16 protein-coding genes are annotated in these 16,703 nt (G+C 66.4%); 11 read left to right on the forward strand and 5 right to left on the reverse strand.

Features of this window, described 5'->3' with window-relative positions:
- Nucleotides 1–19 precede the first annotated feature (19 nt).
- From AC1XX3_RS14155 to AC1XX3_RS14165, 3 genes are all read left to right on the forward strand, one after another.
- Nucleotides 20–316, forward strand: coding sequence for a hypothetical protein (locus AC1XX3_RS14155; protein ID WP_483321777.1), 297 nt, complete (start codon nucleotides 20–22; stop codon nucleotides 314–316).
- On the forward strand, nucleotides 313–681 hold the full coding sequence (locus AC1XX3_RS14160; protein WP_483321778.1) for a DoxX family protein: 369 nt from the start codon (nucleotides 313–315) through the stop codon (nucleotides 679–681). The genes AC1XX3_RS14155 and AC1XX3_RS14160 overlap by 4 nt, the downstream gene beginning before the upstream one ends.
- 164 nt (nucleotides 682–845) lie before the next feature.
- Nucleotides 846–1,457: a GNAT family N-acetyltransferase gene (locus tag AC1XX3_RS14165; protein ID WP_483321779.1), complete on the forward strand. Its 612-nt coding sequence runs from the start codon at nucleotides 846–848 to the stop codon at nucleotides 1,455–1,457.
- Nucleotides 1,458–1,479: 22 nt separating this feature from the next.
- Here AC1XX3_RS14165 and AC1XX3_RS14170 read toward each other — a convergent pair whose 3' ends face one another.
- Nucleotides 1,480–3,462: a right-handed parallel beta-helix repeat-containing protein gene (locus AC1XX3_RS14170; protein ID WP_483321780.1), complete on the reverse strand. Its 1,983-nt coding sequence runs from the start codon at nucleotides 3,460–3,462 to the stop codon at nucleotides 1,480–1,482.
- A gap of 26 nt (nucleotides 3,463–3,488) precedes the next feature.
- A complete protein-coding gene (locus AC1XX3_RS14175) occupies nucleotides 3,489–4,544 on the reverse strand; it encodes a LacI family DNA-binding transcriptional regulator (protein WP_483321781.1) in 1,056 nt (351 codons plus the stop codon).
- Nucleotides 4,545–4,946: 402 nt separating this feature from the next.
- Here AC1XX3_RS14175 and AC1XX3_RS14180 point away from each other — a divergent pair, with 402 nt between their 5' ends.
- From AC1XX3_RS14180 to AC1XX3_RS14190, 3 genes are all read left to right on the forward strand, one after another.
- The gene (locus AC1XX3_RS14180) at nucleotides 4,947–6,269 is read left to right on the forward strand and encodes an ABC transporter substrate-binding protein (protein WP_483321782.1); all 1,323 of its coding nucleotides are present in this window, start codon (nucleotides 4,947–4,949) and stop codon (nucleotides 6,267–6,269) included.
- 96 nt (nucleotides 6,270–6,365) lie between these two features.
- A complete protein-coding gene (locus tag AC1XX3_RS14185; protein WP_483321783.1) occupies nucleotides 6,366–7,325 on the forward strand; it encodes a carbohydrate ABC transporter permease in 960 nt (319 codons plus the stop codon).
- Nucleotides 7,326–7,453: 128 nt separating this feature from the next.
- Entirely contained in the window at nucleotides 7,454–8,206 is a 753-nt protein-coding gene (locus AC1XX3_RS14190; RefSeq protein ID WP_483321784.1) for a carbohydrate ABC transporter permease, read from the forward strand.
- Here the strand turns inward: AC1XX3_RS14190 and AC1XX3_RS14195 are convergent.
- The 3 genes from AC1XX3_RS14195 to AC1XX3_RS14205 form a co-directional block, all read right to left on the reverse strand.
- Nucleotides 8,161–8,529: a hypothetical protein gene (locus AC1XX3_RS14195; protein ID WP_483321785.1), complete on the reverse strand. Its 369-nt coding sequence runs from the start codon at nucleotides 8,527–8,529 to the stop codon at nucleotides 8,161–8,163. The genes AC1XX3_RS14190 and AC1XX3_RS14195 overlap by 46 nt on opposite strands.
- The gene (locus AC1XX3_RS14200; protein ID WP_483321786.1) at nucleotides 8,511–8,738 is read right to left on the reverse strand and encodes a hypothetical protein; all 228 of its coding nucleotides are present in this window, start codon (nucleotides 8,736–8,738) and stop codon (nucleotides 8,511–8,513) included. The genes AC1XX3_RS14195 and AC1XX3_RS14200 overlap by 19 nt, the downstream gene beginning before the upstream one ends.
- A gap of 253 nt (nucleotides 8,739–8,991) precedes the next feature.
- Nucleotides 8,992–9,795: a hypothetical protein gene (locus AC1XX3_RS14205; RefSeq protein WP_483321787.1), complete on the reverse strand. Its 804-nt coding sequence runs from the start codon at nucleotides 9,793–9,795 to the stop codon at nucleotides 8,992–8,994.
- 108 nt (nucleotides 9,796–9,903) lie between these two features.
- Between AC1XX3_RS14205 and AC1XX3_RS14210 the strand changes: the two genes are divergently transcribed.
- From AC1XX3_RS14210 to AC1XX3_RS14230, 5 genes are all read left to right on the forward strand, one after another.
- Nucleotides 9,904–10,842: a DUF2797 domain-containing protein gene (locus tag AC1XX3_RS14210; RefSeq protein WP_483321788.1), complete on the forward strand. Its 939-nt coding sequence runs from the start codon at nucleotides 9,904–9,906 to the stop codon at nucleotides 10,840–10,842.
- Between the two features lie 158 nt (nucleotides 10,843–11,000).
- A complete protein-coding gene (locus AC1XX3_RS14215) occupies nucleotides 11,001–11,585 on the forward strand; it encodes a CDP-alcohol phosphatidyltransferase family protein (protein WP_483321789.1) in 585 nt (194 codons plus the stop codon).
- The gene (locus tag AC1XX3_RS14220) at nucleotides 11,582–12,082 is read left to right on the forward strand and encodes a hypothetical protein (protein ID WP_483321790.1); all 501 of its coding nucleotides are present in this window, start codon (nucleotides 11,582–11,584) and stop codon (nucleotides 12,080–12,082) included. The genes AC1XX3_RS14215 and AC1XX3_RS14220 overlap by 4 nt, the downstream gene beginning before the upstream one ends.
- Nucleotides 12,083–12,236: 154 nt before the next feature.
- Nucleotides 12,237–13,457: a Gfo/Idh/MocA family protein gene (locus tag AC1XX3_RS14225; RefSeq protein ID WP_483321791.1), complete on the forward strand. Its 1,221-nt coding sequence runs from the start codon at nucleotides 12,237–12,239 to the stop codon at nucleotides 13,455–13,457.
- A gap of 3 nt (nucleotides 13,458–13,460) precedes the next feature.
- A complete protein-coding gene (locus AC1XX3_RS14230) occupies nucleotides 13,461–16,691 on the forward strand; it encodes a GH92 family glycosyl hydrolase (RefSeq protein ID WP_483321792.1) in 3,231 nt (1,076 codons plus the stop codon).
- The last annotated feature ends 12 nt before the right edge of the window (nucleotides 16,692–16,703 follow it).

The raw sequence follows: 16,703 nt of genomic DNA on the forward strand, positions 1-16,703 counted from the left end.
TTGCACGAAGGAGACCCTGATGAGCGTACAGATCGTTCAGTTCCGCGCCAACCCTGAGCGGGTGGGCGAGGTCGAAGAGGCGATCAAGAAGCTGTTCGCTGCCGTGGAGGAGAAGGCACCGACAGGTGTCGAATACACAGCCGCGCGAATCGGCGACAGCTCAGACTTCCTACTGACCCTCGCCCTCTCCGATGACACCACCAACCCACTCCTCCAGCTGCCGGAAGCCGGGCTGTTCCGCAGCAAGATCGCCGAGTGGTCAGGGGCGCCGGTGCCGCCGTTGGCGCTTCACATCCTCGGACGGTACGCCGGATGACCGGTGTGGTCTTGTCAGGACTCGCGGTTGCCACCGTGACCTGCATCGTCGCCAATGCCGTCATCGTTGCGGCTGACCTGGCACGAGCCAAGTTCGTCCTCGCGAACTCGGCCGAGGTCGGGCTGCGCCCCGACGTGCTGCCCCTCCTCGCGGCGCTGAAGGGAGCCGGCGCGACGGGCCTGGCGATCGGGCTAGCCGGCATTGCTCCCCTGGGCCTCGCCGCAGCGGTGGGTCTGACGCTGTTCTATCTGGGCGCGGTCGGAGCACATGTACGGGCGTCGGTCTTTTCCACCATTGCGTTCCCGCTGCTCTTCTTAGCGCTGTCCGGCAGTGCGTTGACCTACTTCGCACTGGTCGCCAGGTAACGGGCGGCAGCAACGACAGCATGCAACGAGAAACGACTGCGCAATTCGATCATCGGCACTCTTCGAGACCTCAGCAAGCTGGCTCGGTCTCATCGAACGCTCGCGGGAGCAGAGTCGCTGCCGAATCACGGCAGGAGCTCCGACAATCGCTCTACTGTTGCAGGATGACAGCGACGTCTCGGTACCCGGTCGATCACGAGCCAGTGATCGACGTACGTCCCGCCCAGGGGCAGTTCGAGGACTTCTCCGCGGTGGTCGGAACCCAGAAGCTTGGTGCGGGCGCCTGCTGGTGCATGTCATATCGCGACAGTCGGGTGCCGAACCAGGAGCGACCCAACTACATGCGAGCCGAGTGCGCCACAGAGCCGGGACCCGGAGTCCTCGTCTACGTCGATGACATCGTGGCGGGCTGGTGTTCGGTGGCGCCGCGGGCCCGTTATCGGCGGCTCCTCAGGTCACGCACCATCCCCATCCTCGATGACAGCGACGCGTGGGTGGCCGTCTGCTTCGTGGTCCGCGCCGGCTATCGAAAGCACGGCCTGATGCATCACCTGCTGGCGGGCGCCGAAGCTCACGCCGTGCGGCATGGCGCCGAGGTCTTGGAGGGATACCCCGTCGAGGCCGGCGACGCTCGGATGGACGTCATCTCCGGCTATGTCGGCACCGTGGCCCTGTTCGAGCGCGCCGGGTTCGAGCGCGCAGCGCCCACCTCCGGGCACAGTGGCGGCTGGCCGCGTTGGGTGATGCGCAAGTGGCTGAAATCTGCAGGATCGTAGGACCGAGCTGCCTCCTCCGCGTTCACCAGACGCGGACCCGCGACGAGCCTGAGCGTAGATCGCTGACGGGTCCGGCCGCGTAGCGGCCTGAAGGGCTCTTGGCCGCCCCGACAAGGTCGGCGGTCAAGACGGCCGGTGTGCCGTCTGGCTCCTCGAAGTCCGCGTCGACGAAGCGGACCCGGACGAGGTCGGCTCCGCCGATGTTGGGGATGCGGACCTGATCGAACGAAGGGGGCAGCGTGCATGCCAGGAAGATCTGGCCGTCTTCTTCGACCACCGTGGCGCTGGCCTCGCCGTCGGTCAGAACGCGCGCGCCAAGCTCGTTCTCATACGCCGTGGCTCCACCGGCGTAGACGTTGTCGCGGATGTAGACCGGCTGCTTCACGTGCGCGAAACGCTCGTGGTCACCCTTGGTGGGGTCGGACACGAGAGCCAGGTACGCCTCCATCGACGCCGGGTGGCCGTCGTAGCCGGCGGTGCCGTAACCCACCTCGCGGCGCCCTGGCCGGGTCGACTCTGGTGCGTACGCCAAGGCCGGATCCCCACTCAAAAAGAGATTGCCGACATAGCGGTCGTCGCCGCCGACGATGGCCGCGTAGCCGGCGACCTGGGTGCTGTGCGGGACGTGGTAGGGCGTCGGTCGCTCGATGATCGGATCCAGCGACACCGTCCCGCAGAACAGGTTGTTGACGAACGCGCCGCCCTGGCTGAACAGCTCCAGCGACACCGACGAGGCGAGGATGTTGTGCTCGACCAGGTGCGGGCCGTGGCTGACCTCGATGAACAGGTCGCGGCTGTTGTGGTGGAACAGGTTTCGTGAGACCCGGGTTCCCTGGGTCTGCCAGTCCAGCCAGGTGCCCAAAGAGCAGTCGTGGATGTGGTTGTGGCGGATGACCACGTCGAGCGCCGCATGGAGCTTGATCCCTGCGATCTCGTAGCCGTAGAACTCCCGCTTGATGGCGATGTTGTAGATGTGGTTGTCCTCGATGGTGGAGAACGCGCAGCCGAGGTGACCGACCACCCCGGTCTGGCCGCAGTCATAGATGGTGTTGCGACGCACGATGTGGGAGCCGATGTGCTCGCGGTCCCAGCCGATCTGGATCGCCGCGAAGACCGACTCGAGCTGGTACTGGTAGCCCGGCTTGTCCCGACGCAGCGTGGCGAAATTGTGGCCTGTCGACTTTTCCTTGCCGAGCGAGACCGCCGAGCATTTCGCGTCATGGATGACGTTGTCCTCGATGATCCAGCCCTTGGCCCAGTTGGGTCCGACCAGACCCGGCTGGTCAGCGGTCGGGGGCGCCCAGGGAGTCGCCGCCTGGGCGAGCTCGAAACCGCGGACGGTGATGTAGTCAAGGTGGTGCTCCATTGGATAGAACACCGAACGGCGGACGTTGATCTCGACGAGTTCGGAGCTTGGGTTCGCGCCACCGAAGTTGGCCCAAATCGTTGTCACGTCAGCGTCGACCTCGGCATGCCAGACCCGTTGCGTCTGCGCGGGACTGCGTACTGTGTCGATCGTCCCGGTCCAGTGGTCGACTATCTCGGTCCGCAGCGGCGGTTCCGAGACCTGCTCGATCGTTGCGACCTCATAGCAGCTCGTCCCGTTGAGATACACCTCGCCCAGGTGCTTCTTCGGGGTGGACTGGTCGGCGTAGACGATCCAGTCCCCATCGACCTCCTCGACGTACGGGTTGAAGTCGCCGAACAGGGCATTTGGTATCTCCACCGTCCAGACGTCAGCCGCCACCCAGGTCCAGCCGGTGATCGGTTCGGACCCCTTGATCACCACCCGCTCCCCGGGAGCTGCTGTGTAGGTGATGCGTCGCAGGTCGCTGAGCCCGCCGCGCTGGGGCTGGACCCACTCCCGATACTCCCCGCCGTGGACGATGACGGTGTCCCCCGGTGTCGCGAGGGCGGCCGCCCGGTTGATTGTCCGCAAGGGACTGTCCACCGTCCCGTCAGCATGGTCGGAGCCCGTGGTGGCGACATGCAGCTCAGATGACATCTCGGCGTCCTCTCGGTGGGGATGTGCTAGACACGTGCTGGTTTCCCTCGTCTGCCGCGCTGTGTGGCCAGACTCGACGGTGGAGCCGTCGAAGCCCGCACGATTAGCTCGGTAGCCAGCTCGACTTGTCCTCCCCGCGGGTCTCGTCCCTCAACCATCGTCAACAGCATGTCCGCAGCGATGCGACCCATCTCGGCCAGCGGCTGGCGGACGGTGGTGAGTGGAGGTGAGAACCACGGCGAGATCGGCAGATCGTCGAAGCCGACGACACTCAGGTCCTCGGGTATCCGTCGACCGGTGATCCGCGCCGCTTCAGCCACACCGAAAGCCTGCTCGTCGCTGCAGGCGAAGATCGCCGTCGGCGGCTCGGGCAGGTCGAACAGCTCACGCGCGGCCGAATAGCCGCCGATGTGGTGAAAGCTGCCGTGACGGATGAGTGCTGGGTCGACTTCGACGCCGGCAGAAGCCATGGCCTCGAGGTATCCGGAGATGCGGGCCCGGCTGCACAGCATCGCGACCGGTCCGCCGATCACCGCAATCCGCCGGTGACCCAGGCCCAGCAGGTGTCGGACTGCTGCGAGCCCGCCCGCCCAGTTGGTGGCGCCGACCGTCGCCACCTTGGGATCAGGCAGCGCACCGGCCGGGTCGATCAGGACGTACGGGACCTGGCCGCGATTGAGGTTTCGCTGGTCGAATCCGGTGAGCTCGGACGTGACGATGATCGCACCGGATCGCCCAGCCGTAATGAGTGCATCGGACCACGCCCGCGAACGCGCCTGCTGCGGCATCGATGACACGACCACATCCATCGGGCTGGACGTGACCCCTCTCAGGATCTCGACCGAGTACGGGCTGTCCAGCGCCGTGAACACCAGCTCGATCGAGCGCCGCCCCTCGACCGACCGGCTGAGGACTGCTCGGCCGGGCGGCACGTACTCGTACTGGTCCAGCAACCGTTGCACCCGCACCCGCGTCGCGGCCGCGACATCACCACGGTTGTTGAGCACCTTTGACACCGTGGCCTGCGACACCCCGGCGGCCACCGCAACCATCTCCAGTGTCGGCCGACCGTCCTTCGTCACAGTTCCGCTCCTTTGCGGGTCGTTGCCGGTGACCCTGGGCCGGTCCGAGGCGACCAAAGGTGGAGGTTCTCGAAAACTATTCGAAGACAGGAAGTCGTCGGACACAAGCGGACTGAACCAAGGCAAGCGGTTTAGACACAACCTGTCAAGCAATATCGCCGAACTCGTTGACGGGAGCATGGCAGAGACTTACTGTGCTTCTCAGAAGAGATTTTCGGACGAACCGAAACATTCTCGAAGCGCCCGATCGGGCACCACGTGCTGACTGACGTCGGACGTCGTGCGCCGATCGTCGATGCAGCCAAGGTGGCTGCGTGGATCTAAGTCGTGATGATGCAGCTCGAACGAGCGGAGTGCACGACCCACCACCAGGTATGACCGTCTGAGCAAAGGGGCCCAGCGATGGGAAGCAAATCAGGTCTGACACGTCGTTCGTTCTTGCAGCTGGGTGCGGCGGGGGTCGCGGCGCCCGCGCTGCTGGCCGGCTGCTCCAACAGCACGGACGCCGGAGGCGGAGGCGGCAGCAGCGAACCGCTGACGTTCTGGAACATGCCGTGGGGGCAGACCACGTTCAATCCCATGGACGAGCAGATCACCAAGGCGTACAAGCCGGCAGAAGGGATGCCCCCGGTGACCTACCAGGTCATCCAGTGGGCCAACTTCAACCAGACGTTCGCCTCTGCGGTGGCCTCCAAGACCAACCCTTCGGTCAGCTCCGGAGGAGGCACCCAGGTCTTCCAGTTCGAGGATCAAGGCGGTATCCACTATGCCGACGATCTGTACGCCACCTGGAAGGAGAACGGTCTCTACGACGACTTCCTCCCCGGGCTGGTCGACACCCTGAAGGTCGAGAAGGGCTACGCAGCAGTCCCGTACAACCTCGACATGCGGGTGATCTGGTACAACGAGGCCCTTCTCAAAGAGGCCGGAGCAGACGTCCCCACCGACTGGCAGTCCTACCTGGACGCCGCCGCGGCCCTGAAGAAGAACGACATCTACGGCTACGGCACCGGAGCCGGCGCCGGCGCCTACACAGGACAGCACGCCATCGTCTGTTGGATGATCAACAACGGCGGCGGGCTCTTCGACGAGCAGCAGCAACCGAACTGTGTCACGCCGGAGAACATCGAGGCCGTCGATTTCGTTCTCGAGATGGTGTCCAAGGGCTACGTCGACCCGGCGAGCGCCACCTACACCTCCGACAACGTGCAGAGCCAGTGGAAGGCCAAGAAGTTCGCCATCGGCTATGACACCGGTGGGCTTGCGGCCAATATCGGCGGCACCCTGTCGAAGGATCTCGTGGTCATGAGCCCGCTGACGTCACCGTCGGGGAAGAAGGGCGCGCTCTACTTCCCGAACAACATCATGATGTACGAGAACAACACGAGCAAGAAGGGTACGGAGGCGTTCCTCACGTACTACTACCAGAACATGGCACCGCTGTGGACCGAGAACACTGGCATCGGCCTGCCGCCGCTGAAGTCGATCAGCCAGACGGCAGAGTTCCAGGCCAACAAGAACAACGTGCGCATCATCGAGGAGTGGCAGCCGATCGCCAAGACCTGGGCCGCGCCTGGTACCGAGGCCAACTTCCTCAACGTCACAACGGTCGACGCGACCCCGGCGATGAACGTCTTCACCCAGTCGATCCTCGGTGGGAAGACTGACTCGAGGGCTGCACTGCAGAAGCTTCAGGACGAAGTCAAAGCCAACCTGAAATCCTGATGTGCTCAACTCGCTGATCATGCAGGTCCCAGGACCTCAACAGCGCCGAATGAGGACCGCGACGTCGTCGCGCCGGGAGCCAGGAGGTGAGGCAACGTGTCAACTCGTACCGCAGGAGTGGGCCTGACGCGGGCGCGACGAGGCGTCGGCGTCTCCGGCTCCGGAGCACCGCGACAGCGGTCGGATCGGCGTCCGGGAGCTAGTCCGTGGACGTTGATCGCCTTCGCCGCGCCAGCGGTGTTCTTGTTGCTGCTCCTCAACCTCTATCCCGTCCTCTACGCGGGATATCAGAGTCTTCGCGACGGCAGCCTGATCGCCGCCGGGGACTTCGTCGGCCTGGAGAACTATGGCCAGGTCCTGACCAACCCCGAATTCTGGGCCTCGGCGCGGTTCACCTTGATCTTCACCCTGGTCGGCGTCTTCGGCAGCTGGCTCGTGGGCCTTGCCCTTGCCCTGTTGCTGAAGACCCGGATCCCCGGCAAGACTCTGTTCAAGGTGCTGCTGCTCCTGCCGTGGGTCGTCCCGGTTGTCGTGTCTGCAACCGCGTGGAACTGGCTGGTGGCCACCCCGCAAAGCCCGCTGCCCATCCTGGCCCAGGCGCTGGGCCTGGGGAACGTCCTCTTCCTGGCCGACCCCCTGCTGGCGCAGGTGACGGTCTGCGTGTTCAAGGTCTGGATCAGCTTCCCGTTCATGCTGATGATGATGTCGGCGGCGCTCGAGTCGGTGGACAACAACGTCTACGAGGCGTCCAGAGTCGATGGCGCAAGCAGGTGGAAGACACTGACGAACATCACGTTGCCCATGATCTCGCGGTCGACGTACATCAGTTGGATCCTGATGACCATCTTCTGCGTGAACGACTTCCCGACAATCTTCTTGTTGACCGGTGGCGGACCGGTGAACGCCACGCAGTCGCTGGTGGTTCTGGCCTACAACACGGTGTTCCAGAACTTCGACACCGGGACAGGGGTGGCGGTCGCCTTCTTGATGACGATCGTCCTGATCGTGGTCTCGGTCGCCTTGTTCCGTCAGATCAGGAAGGTCCAGATCCTATGAGTACAGCGGCCATCTCGAGCGGCGCCGAGGCTGTCCAAGCACCACTCGCCTCATCAGCTCGCCGGCCCGAACCAGGTTCGCGCGGAAGCGCGTGGCGATTCATCCTGCTTCTCGTCATCACTGCCGTCGTGCTAGTGCCGATCCTCGCCGTAGTCGGGCTCTCGCTGCAGCCCGCGTTGGGCAGCACGACGACGGCAAGCATCACGCTCGAGAACTTCGTCAACATCTTCAGCCAGACCGAGGTGCTGACCTGGTTCCGCAACAGCATGACGGTCACTCTGGTCACCGTCCTGGTCTCCGTCGCCGTCGCCGCGCCGGCCGGCTATGTGCTGTCGCGAGGGCGCGGCCGACTCATCTCCGGATTTTCGCTGGTGCTGTTCGTGGTCCAGTCACTGCCGGTGGTGACAGCGGTCATTCCCCTGTTCATCCTGTTCGCCGCGATCGGGCTCGTCGACACCCTGACCGGACTTGTGATCATCTATGTCGGTTCGACGATGTCGGTGGCGATCTGGATGATGGCGGCCTACTACGATTCCATCCCCATCAACCTCGAAGAGGCGGCGTGGATGGACGGTTGCTCCGTCTTCGGCGGCTTCGTCCGGGTGGTGCTGCGCAACTCGCTACCGGGAGTCCTGTCGACCGCCATCTTCTCCTTCCTGCTGGCCTGGAACGACTATCTGGTCGCGCTCGTCTTCCTGCGGTCGAGCCTCAACTTCACCTTCCCGGTGGGACTGCAGAGCTTCTTCCAACAGAACTCGACCAACTGGGGTCTGGTGATGGCCGTGGCAGTGATGATGATGTTGCCACCGGTGATCTTGTTCGCAGCGCTCAACCGCTACTTCAGCGTGGGCGGCATCGGGGGGTCGCTGGCCGGGCAGTAGGCGATGGGCAAGGTCGATGGCTGGGTGTCGCCCGTCCACTCGCCTGCTTCGCACTCTGGTGCGTTGTACCGGATCAGGTGGCTACCGGACCGGCGCGTCGAGGGGAGTGAGACACCAGGCGGGCGCGTCCGCGCGGACCAGCTGCGCTGCGGGGCGCCGAGAGCGGTCAGCACCGCCGCGAGGGCCAGCACCACGCAGGTCCCATAGCCGGTGCCGGGTGGGACGTCCCAGTTCGCGCTGCTCAGCGCGACCATAATGGAGTCGACCAACTGGTGCAGCATCCCGAATGCGGTGACGCCCCAGCTCAGGACCAGCAGTCGCACCAGGGTGTCTCCCCCGACATCGGATTCAGCAGAGTCGCCAGCACGGGCAGGCAGAAGGCGGCACGGGTCCGCGCCCGCCAGCCGAGGCCGATCGCGGGCGGCATAAAGGCCAGCCCTGTGAGGACGACGCTGATACCGGCGAGCTGGGAGGACCACCACGACTGCAGGCCAGGTTCGGTGAGGAAGGGGAACGGGGTGCCGCTGTCCATCTGGACAAGGCATGAGTCGGAGAACTCTGACCCCATCTTGAACGGGAGGAGAAAGCCGCCCTGCAGCATCGACCCGCAGCACGGGAGCAGAACAGGTAGGTGGCCGCTGCCCCGGTGAGCGCAGCCACTGCCAGCAGGAGGGACGACAGCAACCACGGCCAACGACGCGAGGTTGGGTCAGCTGAAGGCACAGGAACCTCCTCGTGCAGGATGCGGCTGGCTGTACTCCCGAGCGGCGACGACATCTCCGTATTCACCTTTCCGTAATCGACTGCCGCGTGAGGTTCTCCTTCAGCAGCAGCCCGGTGCCAGTCGCTCCAGCCACCGCTCGCAGGCTCAGCCGCGCGAGTCCGGGCTGGGCGTGCAGCCGACCCCGAATTCCCACCGCTGTTCCGATCCGCTTGGTGTCGCCACGGCTCTTGGCGGGCGACGCGTCATCGGGATGCAGCAGCCCGAACGCATGGCCCGACTCATGGCATACCAGCGCCCTCATCTGAGCGGGCGTCTCGGTGATGTAGCGCAGATTGGTATAGCCCTGGTCGCACTTGTTGGTCGATGAAATCCCGGCCACGTCATCACAGAAGTAGTAGCCGGCGGTCCGAGAATCGGTGAAGTCCTGCGTCTTGTGGCGAAAGACGACGTCGGTCTCGCCAGACCCGGAGAAGACCGGGTTGGTGTCGTAGAAGGCGGTGAGATCGGTGTTCCGGTTGTCGTCGGCCATCGTGACGTTGATCTGTTCCTCGGCGCGGGAATCGACTCCCGTGGCCTTGTCGATCGGCGGTTCCATCCAGTACCCCACACTGGCGTTGTCAGTCTGGCAAGGCCCACCGCCCGGACCGCCTTCCACCGCACTCCCCTTCCAGCATCCGCTGTAGCGTCCGTTCGGGATCAGGTTGTCTGTGTACGCCGCATAAGCGACGGCTACCGGTAAGACAAGTACGGCGACGAACAGCCCGGCCGGAGCTGCTCGGCTGGGCAACGACATCTTGCGCTGTCGGGCTGACATGAGCGCACCCCAATGCGCCGCGGAATAGGCCACCACTGTGCTGCGGATCACATGGTGGGCCAAAGTAGCCACCCGGGCGTCGCGTCCGGCAACCCCAATGAGCTGGCTGATTACACGGACGTGTCAACATCATCCTGCGAACAGGCAGAGTGGATGAGGGTGAGCGAGCAGCAGCCGTGGCGTCAGGACGTTGAGTACCTGAGCCTCGGTGTCTACTGGTCGAGCGGGTCAGCGGCGTTGGACCTCATCGAGGTCGCCACCGCCAGCCCGGCCCGCGTCGCCTTGACCGGCCATACCCTGTCGTTCCGGGCCGGCACTCCGGGCCGCTTCTGCATCGGGCGGCACACCTCACGAACTCCCGGACGTCTCCCCTGTCCCGACACCGCACTGGCCAGCGTCGGCAGCCAGTGCGATGACTGCGCCCTGCGGGACGAGTTCCGACTCTCTCATCAGGTGCACCGCGGCGGATTCGTCCCCGACGCCCTCGCCGCCTACCTGGCCCAACCGCACTGGCTGTATGTGGCCACCTTCGCGGATGGGGTCAGCAAGGTCGGCACCGCCGCCGACCGCCGTAAGCAGACCCGCATCGACGAGCAGGGGGCCGTCGCCGCGAGCTACGTAGCCCGGGCCGCCAACGGTCAGATTGTCCGCACGGCCGAAGACACCATCACCGCTGAGCTCGGCCTGTCGCAGCTGCGGCGACGCAGCGCAAAGGTGGGCGCGCTGACCCGCCCCGCGTCACGCCGCCAGGTCGAGGACGCTCACCGCAGTGTCGTCGCCCAGGTGGCTGACCTGCTCGCCCATCGACCATGGGGGCGCGCCGTCGCCCCAGTCAGCGAAGAGTGGCACCCGCCTGCTGAAGCGGCGGCGCTGATCTCTCCGCCCAACGGGTCCTGGCTGGAGTACCCCCACTCGCTGCTCGACGGTCAGCACCGGCTCCACATCGACGCGTGCTGCGGCCCCGCCGCACTGGCCCGAACCGACAACGAGACCGACGCCCCCCGCTTCGTGGTCGACCTCGGCCAGCTCAAGGGCGCCCGGATCGTCCCCGGCGACTACCACTCCGCAGCTGTCGCCGTTCAGGAGCAGCTGTTCTGACCTCACCGTCGCAGTAGGGCTATCCCCACCCGACTTCGGGCTGTCGTCTGCATGTACGCTCGCCCGCCCGATGGCCAAGGTGGAGACATGACTTCAGAGGCACCGATGTCAGACGCCGCCGGCCGTCCGCATGGATACGCAGATCCGACCCGGGAGAAATGGGACACCATCGCCACCCGGGTCACCGTCGCGCGGACCGTCGTTGCCCTCATCGCCGCAGCCGGGGCCTTCTACGTCGAGTCACTGCTCCGGTCGTCGTCGGCTACGCGATCTACTGGGTGGGCGACATCACCGATGGTTGGTGCGCACGCCGGTTCGATCAAGAGACCCGCCGAGGAGCGGTCGCCGACATCGTCTGTGACCGGCTGTGCTCGGTGGCAGTCGCAGTCGCCCTCGTGGTCGTAGCCCCCTGGACCGCGCTGCCGGTGATGATCTTCCTCGTCCAGTTCGTGGTCGTCGACCTGCTGCTGTCCCTCGGTTTTCTCCGCTGGCCGCTGCTGTCTCCGAACTATTTCACCCTGGTGGACCGGCAGCTGTACCTGCTCAACTGGTCACCGCCGGCGAAGGCGCTGAACACCTCCTCGGTGGTCCTGGCAACCGCGCTCACTGGATCAGCGGCCGTAGGAGCCTGCGTCGCTGGCGCGTTCCTGCTGTTGAAGGTCTACAGCCTGATCCGCCTACGCCGCCTGCCGGTCGACCCGGCACTGCTGTCCCCGGCGCCGGTCGGCGAACTGGTGCCGTGACCGCCGACTTCTGGTGGTTCTGCCTCACCTCGATCGGCTACGGCCTGCTGTCGGCGGTGGTGCCGATTGCGAATGCGGAGGTTTACGTGGCCGCCGCGCAAGCGGCACACCTTGCCGGGCCGGCAGCTATCGGTGTCGCCGTCGGTCAGACGGCCGGAAAGGTGGCGCTGTTTCTGGCCGCCCGCCGCGGTACCCACCTCCGCAGACTGCAGTTGCGTCGCCGCCCGCCCCGCCCCGCCCGGACGAAGCCGCCGTCTCGGCTGACCCGGCTGTCCGCGCGGCTGCTGAGCCTGCTCGGAACCCGGCGCTGGGGTGTCCCCGTGGTGCTGCTCGCCGCAACGATCGGGCTGCCGCCGCTGTACCCCGTCGCGCTGCTCGCCGGTGCCACCACCATGCGAGTCGGCTGGTTCGCCGCCGCGGTCGCCCTCGGACGCGCCGCCCGGTTCGCCCTGATCGCTCTCGGGGTCGGCACCGTCGCCTTCCACTGGCCGACCTGACCGCTGTCGCCCCTTCACCAGGCAACCACCCAAGGGGCCTGCACAGCCGAGCGCCCCGGTGATTATCGGCGGCGGTCCCAATCCGAAGCGGCGAGCCCGACGTGGGGGCCCACTGGCTTCGCTATATTGCTTCCCGACTTAAGGAGAGCGTGAAATGAAGATCGGTGTCATCGGGACCGGCCAGTTCGCCCGCAGTTTCATCAGCTTGTGGCAGTTGCACCCAGACGTCGAGGAGGTCTGGGTCACAGACATCGTCGGTGAGCGGGCCGCCGAACACGTCGAGCGGTACGGCCTCGCGGGTGCCTTCGCCAACGCTGAGGAGCTGATCGCGTCCGACGTCGACGCCGTCGCGGTGTTCACCCAGCGTTGGAACCATGCCGAACTGGTGCTCGCAGCGCTCAGGGCGGGCAAGCACGCGTACTCCGCCGTACCGATGGCGCTCACCGTGGACGAGATCGCTGCCATCGTCGCCGAGGTCGAGCGCACCGGGCTGATCTACATGATGGGCGAGACCAGCTACTACAACCCCGCCGTCGTCTACGCCCGCGAACAGATCGCCGCCGGCGACTTCGGCCGGGTCTTCTATTCCGAGGGCGATTACATCCACGACATGGACAACGGGTTCTACGCCGCGTACCAGTTCAGTGGCGGCGACGACTGGAAGCGGACGGCCTCGTTTCCGCCGATGCTCTACCCGACCCACGCCATTGGCGGCGTCCTCGGCGCTCTGCCGACCTACGCGACGTCGGTGTCCTGCGTTGGCATCCCCGACTCGCGCGGTGACGGCGTGTTCGACAAGGACGTCTCGTTGTGGGGCAACGACTTCTCCAACATGAGCGCCCTGTTCGCCCTCGCCGACGGCGGCGCGATGCGGACCAACGAGTTCCGCCGGGTCGGCTACTGGAAGGGACACGAGTCGCGATTCCGGTTCTATGGCACCGAGCAGGTCTTCGAGCAGTCCGGTCATGGGGCCACGCTGAGCGTGAAGACCGAAGGTGCCGACTACGCCAAGGGCGAGACCCGCGACATCAGCCACCTGTTCTACACCGGCAAGGGTGAGCTGCCCGAAGGTTTCGGCGACGTCGACCCGGCCCTGATGCAGAGCTTCGCCTCGGGCACTGCGCCGGTGCAGGACCGCTCGCGGCTGCCCCGAGAGTTCGAGGGCGCGCACAACGGGCATGAGGGCAGCCACCACTTCCTGGCGGATGACTTCGTTCGGGCCGTGACCACGAAGACCCAGCCGCCGGTGAACGCCTGGCGTGCCGCCCGGTTCACCCTGCCCGGGATCGTCGCCCTGGACTCCGCCCGCCAGGACGGCGCCCGCCTTCCGATCCCCGACTTCGGCGATGGTCCGGCCGTCCCCGACTGGAGCTAGCCCGTGCCGGGATACTCACTGGCCGTCGAGTTGGGCGAAGGACCGCAGGACCCGCTCAGCTCCCGCGCCCGCTCTGGGCTCTACACCGGCTCCCCCTGGCAGTACGCCCTGCACCGTGACGCGAGCGGCGCCAGCACGCCGCTGCGGGGCAGGTTGACCGACCTGGATGTGCCCCTCGGGCCCGGCAGCACGCTGCGGTACGCCCTCTACGCGGAGTTCGGCGGCAACGCCGCCGACCCGGGCGGTGGCTGGGGAGCCACCGCCGCCACTGTCGACCTGGTGCTCGACGACGGCAGCCGCCTCTCTGACCACGCGGTGGTCGATCACCACGGCGTGCGGTGCGAGATCGCCGCTCAGACCGCATCCAAGACGGTCGTCGCCGACCAGTGGACCGCCAAGCAGGTCGACCTGAGCAGCCTGGCCGGACGCCGCGTCGTTGCCGCCGAGATCGTCGTCGACCCGGCCCTCTCCACCAGTGACGACCGACCAGCGACCGGATGGGTGGACGGACTGGAGATCGTCACCGGTGCCCCGACCGCGCCGAAGAGTCCCGCGGAGTGGGTGCAGACCACCCGTGGCACTCATGCCAGCCACCGGTTCTCCCGCGGCAACAACGCGCCGCTGACCACCGTCCCGCACGGCGCCGCATTCGCGATTCCGGTCACCGACGCCGGCACCAACCGCTGGCCGTACGCCTGGAGCGCCCACGACGTGGCCCCTGGTGTGTCCGCCCTCCAGGCGTTCGCGGTCAGCCATATCGCCAGCCCGTGGATGGCCGACCGCAGCGTCGTCCAGCTGATGGCCGGCGCCGCCGAGCCGAAACTCGACCGGCAGGCCCGCGCCCGGCGCTTCACCCACGCCGACGAGGTCGCCCACCCGCACCTCTATCGGGTGGACTTCGAGGACGGCTCCACCGCCGAGCTCACCACCACCAGCCACACCATGCTGCTCCGGCTGACCCTGCCCGAGGGCGGCACGATCATCGCCGACGGAGTCGGAGACCACGGGCAGCTGAGGTGGAGCGTCGACGAGCAGCAGCGCGGCGTCCTCACGGGCTTCACCGACGGTCCCTCTTCTCGGGGCGAGGACCAGCTGCGGATGTTCGTCTGGGCCCGAACCGACACCGCTATCACCGACCACGGTCGGTTCGACGACGGCGATCGACCCCGGATGGCCTGCTGGGCCCGTCCTGACCTGGACGCAGGACCGGAACAGGGCCGCGTGACGATCACCGTGGGCACCTCGTTCATCTCGCTGGAGCAGGCACGCCGCAACGTCGAGCTGGAGATCGGCGACGCCGACTTCGACACGATCGTGCAACGGTCCAAACAGACCTGGGACACTCTGCTCGGCCGGGTTCGGGTCGAAGGCGCCACCGACGACCAGCTGGTCACGCTGTATTCCAACCTGTACCGGCTGTTCAGCTATCCCAACGACGCCGCCGAGAACACCGGAACGCGAGAGCAGCCGCGGCTGCAGTACGCGAGCTTCCTGTCCCCGTTGATCTCTGCGCACACCGACGAGCGCACCGGCGCAGCGGTCGTGGATGGCGAGATCTCGGTGAACAACGGGTTCTGGGACACCTACCGGACGGCCTGGCCGCTGCTCGGTCTGCTCACGCCGACGCGGACCGCTGCGCTGGCCGACGGGTTCGTCCAGCACTACCGTGACTCCGGGTGGACGCCACGGTGGTCATCGCCCGGCTACAGCGACTGCATGGTCGGCACCAGCTCCGACATCATCTTCGCCGACCTGCTGGCCGCCGGCGTCGACGGGTTCGACCTATGGTCGGCCTTCGACTCGGCGGTCCGCAACGCCACGGTCCCGGCCTCGAACCCGAACGTCGGCCGCAAGGGTCTGGACGTTGGCGTGTTCACCGGGGTGACCGACACCGACACCGACGAAGGCCTCTCCTGGGCCATCGACAACGCCCTCAACGACTACGGGATCGCCCGACTGGCCGGGCTGCTGCTGGAGCGCGAACCTGATCATGAACGGGCCGGCGAGCTCGCCGCCGCCAGCGCCTACTTCACCGGCCGGGCGCAGCAGTACGCGAACCACTTCGACCCGACCACCCAGTTCTTCGCCGGGGTCCGACCGGACGGGAAGTTCCGATTCGACGCCGACCGGTTCGACCCGCGGGTGTGGGGTGGTGACTACACCGAGACCAACGCCTGGGGGATGCGGTTCAGCGTCACCCACGACGGCCAGGGACTCGCCGCGTTGTACGGCGGTCAGGCCGACCTCGAGGCAGCCCTCGACGCGTTCTTCGCCGAGCCGGAGACCGGTCGAGCGGAGTTCAAGGGCACCTACAGCCACGCCATCCACGAGATGACCGAGGCCCGCAACGTGCGCCTCGGCATGCTCGGGCTGTCCAATCAGCCGGCGCACCACATCCCGTACATGTACTACCACGCAGGGGTTCCCGCCAAGGCCCAGCGGGTGCTGCGCGAGTGCGTCGATCGACTGTTCCTCGGGTCTGAGATCGGGCAAGGTTATCCGGGCGATGAGGACAACGGCGAGATGTCGGCCTGGTGGGTCTTCGCTGCGCTGGGGCTCTACCCGCTGACCCCGGGCTCCGGGCACTATGTGATCACGGCGCCCCGGTTCGACGCGATGACCATCGCCTTCGAGGACGGTGCCGAGCTCAGGGTGAATGCCCACCGGAGCACCCCGGACGCGTGCTACATCCATCGCGTTCGGGTCAATGGCGAGTCGTGGACGGCCACCTGGATCCCGATCGAGGTGCTGCGACGCGGAGTCGTCCTCGACGTCGAGCTTGGCACCGAACCCGGCAGCTGGGGCGCCGGGGCCGACGACCTGCCGCCTTCGCTGTGCACATCGGGTGAGCCTCCCCGGCCGTGGCGCGACCTCACCACCGGCACCGAGATCGACAGGGCCGGCGCTGTGCTGGTCGCCGATCGCAGCGACCAGTCGGTGACCGTCACACCCGGATGGACGACGGAGCTGTCCGGCGACGCTGCACGCACGGTCGAGCTCTACACCATCACTGCCTCGGCCGAGGACGCCATCAGTGGTTGGCAGCTGGAGGCGTTCGACGGCGTCAGCTGGCGACTCGTCGATCAGCGAGCGGACGAGTCCTTCCGTTGGCACCGGCAGACCCGTCCCTTCCAGCCAGCAACGCCGATCGCCGCCGAACGGTTCCGGTTCACTGCGTTGACCGGTGGCTGCCTGGCTCAGATCGAACTGCTCACCAGCCAGCCTGACGCCTGACCTGGGACGTAG

The organism is Microlunatus sp. M237 (assembly GCF_056896895.1).

Coding starts and splice junctions, on each gene's coding strand:
- AC1XX3_RS14155 (WP_483321777.1), top strand. CDS start 20: ATGAGCGTACAGATCGTTCAGTTCCGCGCCAACCCTGAGCGGGTGGGC.
- AC1XX3_RS14160 (WP_483321778.1), top strand. CDS start 313: ATGACCGGTGTGGTCTTGTCAGGACTCGCGGTTGCCACCGTGACCTGC.
- AC1XX3_RS14165 (WP_483321779.1), top strand. CDS start 846: ATGACAGCGACGTCTCGGTACCCGGTCGATCACGAGCCAGTGATCGAC.
- AC1XX3_RS14170 (WP_483321780.1), bottom strand. CDS start 3,462: ATGTCATCTGAGCTGCATGTCGCCACCACGGGCTCCGACCATGCTGAC.
- AC1XX3_RS14180 (WP_483321782.1), top strand. CDS start 4,947: ATGGGAAGCAAATCAGGTCTGACACGTCGTTCGTTCTTGCAGCTGGGT.
- AC1XX3_RS14200 (WP_483321786.1), bottom strand. CDS start 8,738: ATGGACAGCGGCACCCCGTTCCCCTTCCTCACCGAACCTGGCCTGCAG.
- AC1XX3_RS14215 (WP_483321789.1), top strand. CDS start 11,001: ATGGGACACCATCGCCACCCGGGTCACCGTCGCGCGGACCGTCGTTGC.
- AC1XX3_RS14225 (WP_483321791.1), top strand. CDS start 12,237: ATGAAGATCGGTGTCATCGGGACCGGCCAGTTCGCCCGCAGTTTCATC.